7 protein-coding genes are annotated in these 4,597 nt (G+C 42.4%); 3 read left to right on the forward strand and 4 right to left on the reverse strand.

Annotation, left to right across the window (positions count from 1 at the left end):
* Window positions 1–158 precede the first annotated feature (158 nt).
* From ABL924_RS17875 to ABL924_RS17890, 4 genes are all read right to left on the reverse strand, one after another.
* Window positions 159–530 carry a DUF4372 domain-containing protein gene (locus tag ABL924_RS17875; RefSeq protein WP_349028452.1) on the reverse strand — a complete coding sequence of 124 codons (372 nt, stop codon included), beginning with the start codon at window positions 528–530 and terminating at the stop codon, window positions 159–161.
* 63 nt (window positions 531–593) lie between these two features.
* A complete protein-coding gene (locus ABL924_RS17880) occupies window positions 594–926 on the reverse strand; it encodes a hypothetical protein (protein WP_349028453.1) in 333 nt (110 codons plus the stop codon).
* A gap of 47 nt (window positions 927–973) precedes the next feature.
* The gene (locus ABL924_RS17885) at window positions 974–1,381 is read right to left on the reverse strand and encodes a ketosteroid isomerase-related protein (protein ID WP_349028454.1); all 408 of its coding nucleotides are present in this window, start codon (window positions 1,379–1,381) and stop codon (window positions 974–976) included.
* Between the two features lie 60 nt (window positions 1,382–1,441).
* Window positions 1,442–1,978: a DUF2062 domain-containing protein gene (locus ABL924_RS17890; protein ID WP_349028455.1), complete on the reverse strand. Its 537-nt coding sequence runs from the start codon at window positions 1,976–1,978 to the stop codon at window positions 1,442–1,444.
* Window positions 1,979–2,836: 858 nt separating this feature from the next.
* On the opposite strand from ABL924_RS17890, the gene ABL924_RS17895 reads away from it, so the two are divergent.
* From ABL924_RS17895 to ABL924_RS17905, 3 genes are all read left to right on the forward strand, one after another.
* Window positions 2,837–3,286, forward strand: coding sequence for a M12 family metallopeptidase (locus ABL924_RS17895; protein ID WP_349028456.1), 450 nt, complete (start codon window positions 2,837–2,839; stop codon window positions 3,284–3,286).
* The gene (locus ABL924_RS17900; protein ID WP_349028457.1) at window positions 3,204–3,857 is read left to right on the forward strand and encodes a hypothetical protein; all 654 of its coding nucleotides are present in this window, start codon (window positions 3,204–3,206) and stop codon (window positions 3,855–3,857) included. The genes ABL924_RS17895 and ABL924_RS17900 overlap by 83 nt, the downstream gene beginning before the upstream one ends.
* Window positions 3,858–4,093: 236 nt before the next feature.
* Window positions 4,094–4,456 (forward strand): hypothetical protein, encoded by a 363-nt coding sequence (locus tag ABL924_RS17905; RefSeq protein ID WP_349028458.1) that lies wholly within the window; start codon window positions 4,094–4,096, stop codon window positions 4,454–4,456.
* Window positions 4,457–4,597: the final 141 nt, after the last annotated feature.

Raw genomic sequence — 4,597 nt, forward strand, 5'->3', positions numbered from 1 at the left:
TACCGAAGGGGAGTTGTGCATCGTGACGAACCGAGGACGAACGCGGGCAGCCGAAGGCATTAATCGCCACGTGATTTTTCGCCGCTAAAATCGGATGGCCCCCATTTTAGCTTTCGCGAAAAATAGTGGCGCGCTTGCCTGTTCCCCCGATTCCCTGGCTATTGTTCCACGCTGTTTAACAAACGTAGATACATCAATCGCGTTACCCATTGGCATATTCGGGAAAACCGACCACGGATACCCAGATGGTAAAGCTTGGTCTGATGGACTCGCAGGCAAGCCTCAATGTCACGCAGGCTATCGCGGTAGGTCAGTTGTGCGAAAGCCATGTACAGGAATTGGTCGATATGTGAAAAGGTCTTGGTGGGATAGTTGGAAGGAAAGCGTTCCACTGAGCGGCGGAACGTATGAAGAGGTAGATGATCCATGAGTTGCGCAAACGCTACAAGCCTGAATCCATGAGAGTTAACCAAGGGGTAAAACCTCAGTTTCCCAAAAAACTCATGCAGTTGAAATGGGTGACACCCCAAAACAAGCCTTTTTCTTCAAACTAACAATAGCTTAGAAAACTTATTTAACAAAATTGCCGGACACTATTGATACCTAATGAACAAGTAGCCAACCAACGCACCCCATAAGAGCATGTAAGCTCCATGAACCATGAATTCAGCGCTAAAACTATTTACATGCCTGTAATAATCCATAACGTCATCAGCCAGCACCAACGCTAAAACCAAATAAACTGCGATTTTTAATTTGATTTTGTGTTCGTAGAAACAACTGATACCTAAAATAATGAAACCAGTGAAAAACCTGATGCCACTATGAATGAGCATTTCCCAATTAAAGATATTAATTTTTAATGCCGCATTCACAAAATAGAGAAGCACCAATCCCACAAAAATAGCAATGCCCACTAACCTCATTATTCCCTCTCGTTATTTTTAAGACTTAACCTGATTTGAGCGACGATTTACCCGCCAACCTGGGCAATCCAGTCCTGAAGATTATAATAATTGGTAATTCGGGCGACTTTGTTGTCGCGTATCTCGAAAAACGCACCCGCAGGAAGACGGTATTCCTGCCCTTTTGCGGCAGGTAAGCCTTCATCGCTTTTAATGTATTTACCTAATACCACAAACTCCGCAGCAGCACGAGTACCATCAGACGTTGCCATAATGACCATATCGACCAATTGTTCTTTATAGTTAAAGTTCATGCAAGCCATGAACTGTCTGAACGCGTCTTTGCCAATTTCACGTTTGCCCTGGTTGATGTCATGGATAACTTCATCAGTCAACAGGTTTAAAAATGTGTCCATATCTGCGCTGTTAAAAGCAGCATAGTATTGTTCTATAAGGTTAATAGCGTGTTGGTTCATGATTAAGTCGTTAAGTTAAAAGAAAAAATATTTTTAAGTAATACGTTTCCAGAACAAATGTTATGCGCGTTCTGATCGCTTCTGTTTTCTTGTCGCCCATTTTTTAGTGACTTGATAACGCCAGTATGAGTCCATGCCAATGTACCCAGCAAGGGAACATATTAAACCTAAAATAAGGCAACCCAGCAAGAATGGCCCAATCACATCGCCAAATCCCGACCACAACCCTTCCAGAGAAAATACAAAATTATCCGCAGGCGATGGCCTATGTGAAAACCAAAGGCCAACCCGGTAAGCAAAATAAAACAAAGGTGGCATGGTGATTGGGTTGGTAACCCACACGGTCGCTACGGAAACAAGCAAATTTGCCCGAAAATAAACCGCCGCTGCGGCTGCGAAGGCCATTTGCGTGGGCGTAGGTGCCCAAGCGAAAAAAAGGCCGATGGCAATCGCAGCATTAATGGAACGCCGATTGATATGCCAAAGATTGGGGCTTTGCAATCTATCGCCAAGAAACTGGAGATTTTTGTGCTTACTAATTACCTCGGGGTCAGGTACGAATCTATGGATTAATTTTTTTATAAATTCTTTGGCCATACGAGTGCTTTTAGTTATGTTTTATTCGACGAATTTTAGCAGATTTTCACTTTGTATTAGTGATGAATACATTGTTAGCTAAAGAGCCGCGCCGGACAGAAAGTTTAACCGCTCTCGTCAGAAAGCAGAGTGCTGTTTTTTCTTAACCAAGCCAGATGGATTAGGTGAATATAAAGAATTATCTGGAACATCATTTTCAACCCAAAGGTGATGACAATTTTAGGACAGAACCCTGAACGGGTCTTGTGACCCGTATCCGGACTTTAGCCCATTATACGAACCCTCCAGCTTTAGCTGGTGGTTGTTTAGTCCCTGATTCTCCAAATGATCGTCAGAGTTTGCATAAAGCCGCCTTAGAATTTGCCGACTTACGCGCTTCGAAAAGTGCCAGGACGGCGAAGCAGTTTTTTCAGCATGACAGTAATAGCTAGAAGTCCTAGTAGGCATCTCAGGGTTATCGCTAAAGCCCGTGTTAATTGCGGTGACTTAACCGTTCCACCTAGATTAAATGATTTGACTATTTCTGTGCATTGGTTGGCAAATCGAATAAGTTGATAAAGGCAGCGAATTAACGTATAAACTAAAACGGTATTTTGCAGGTAATTAAAATGCACCCTTAATCAACTACTGGAGTAAGGCTTATGTATTCAAAATTTAAGCGAAAATTATCTTTTCTTTCTTTCTTTCTTTCTTGCCACCACTGTAGTTTACGCAGCCGCTGATCCTGCAATCAGTTCAACCCCAACAGCGAAGGCGTTTTATCTAGATAACAAGCTTTGGCCGCTCAATCCAGCTACGCAAACCTACGATATCCCTTATTGCTGGGAAAATTTAACCCAGATTCAAGCTAATTCAACAGTGGATAGACGACGAAAAGCACTGTCTGTTGTGTTAGGGCAATCGTGGGGCAAATATTCCAGGCTCCGTTTTAAAGAAACAACTCCGGCGCAATGTCGCCCAAAAAACCAATTGCCTTTGTACGCGGGTATTCGTATTCGGGTTGATCCGTATAAAGCGGTAACAACTACTATCGGCACTACTGTAAAATCACCTTATGTATTGGCGGTCGGCACCCAAATAAAAAACCGCCCAGATGGGGTGGTCTTAGATTTATCACTTCCATTATTTAGTAAACTTTACAATCAATGTACTATTGGTGTAAGTGATGATCAATGTATTAATACAGCAACCATCCATGAATTTGGTCATGTGCTTGGGATTTCCCATGAGCAGAACCGTAGCGATGCAGTTATTTGGTGGAGTGAATGGCGGCAAATGCAACGATGTTGCCACATTAAACGGTTATAAAGACCCGCCCGTTGGTACTTTGCCCACGGACCTGCTTATTGGTAATATCCGAATAGATGATTACGATATTAATTCAATAATGAATTACTGCAATAGTACTAAGTCGTACGCATTGACAATAAGTACTACCGATACCCTCGCCGCCGGAATTTTTTACGGCAACATGCCTAACCTTAATGCCCCGGCTCCAGATACCCAAAAAGTAGGCAAAGGCATTATGACTATCCGTATTCCAAGCTTGAAGATCGGTACGATCTGGTACAGTGCGGTGTTGTCCCGCGTTACTGATGCTAACCGTGATGGCCTTTACGATAATGCCTTTACGTTGGTAAAAAAACCCATTCCAGGCAATGTTAACGTTTCCAACTACCCAGTAACGGTAGTCAATGGGGCGATGAATATTAAGATGGCGAAAAGGACAGCAATCTCTAGTGTTTATCCTGTGGATGGCAAACTGGCTTATTTGGGGCATTGGGAATTGAAACCACTCGCAGGCACTGTTGACAAATGGTACTTAACCAGAAACCGCGGTGATTACATCGCTCAATATCCCATTCTACAGGGTAAATAAATATACGATATTTATGCTGAGCTTGGTTTTGCAGGAGTTAACGGCTTAAGGGAACCTCTAATAATCCCCTCGCCCTCTGGGAGAGGGCTAGGGTGAGGTATATAATTGCTTGATTTTATTACCCTCATTCCGGCCTTCTCCCAGAGGGAGAAGGAGTTTTTTGAATTTTTAGAGATTCCCTTAATCAAGTTCGGTTATTTAGAGTTATATTTTTTAAGCACAAATAGAAGACGTAAATGCCAGAATTCCCCTATGAGAAATTATTCGCCGTATGCATTATTTGGCTTGGTTTGGCTATATCTGCCATTGCGATGACTTTGTTTCAGTATTATAAGAAAAGTTTTGTGAATGATGTTGTCTACCGAAAGCATTACCATTTCTGGTTAAGTTTGGCTATTTTGTGGTACTTCCTCGGATCAGCATATCTAACATCCTTCTCGATTGAGCTTTATGGTGGTGCCAATCCATACACGGATAGCTCTAATCTACTTTTCTCGCTTAATTATTTATTACCTTTTTCAATTCCGTTTTTAACATTGTTAGCCGTCGCCTTGATACCGGCAAAATTGCAAAATTGGCTTGGTAAAAATGTGGAATAAGTCCGTAAGTCGGAATCGCTTGCCGGGTTCCGACAAATGATAGATAACTGGGGTCAGAGTAAATTTAAATTTGGTATAGCGTATTTACTTAATCTCTTGACTGGTCGGAGAATGACCGCAAAAAAGATGGGACGACCTGTT

It is taken from the genome of Methyloglobulus sp. (assembly GCF_040079455.1).
Classification (GTDB): domain Bacteria; phylum Pseudomonadota; class Gammaproteobacteria; order Methylococcales; family Methylomonadaceae; genus Methyloglobulus.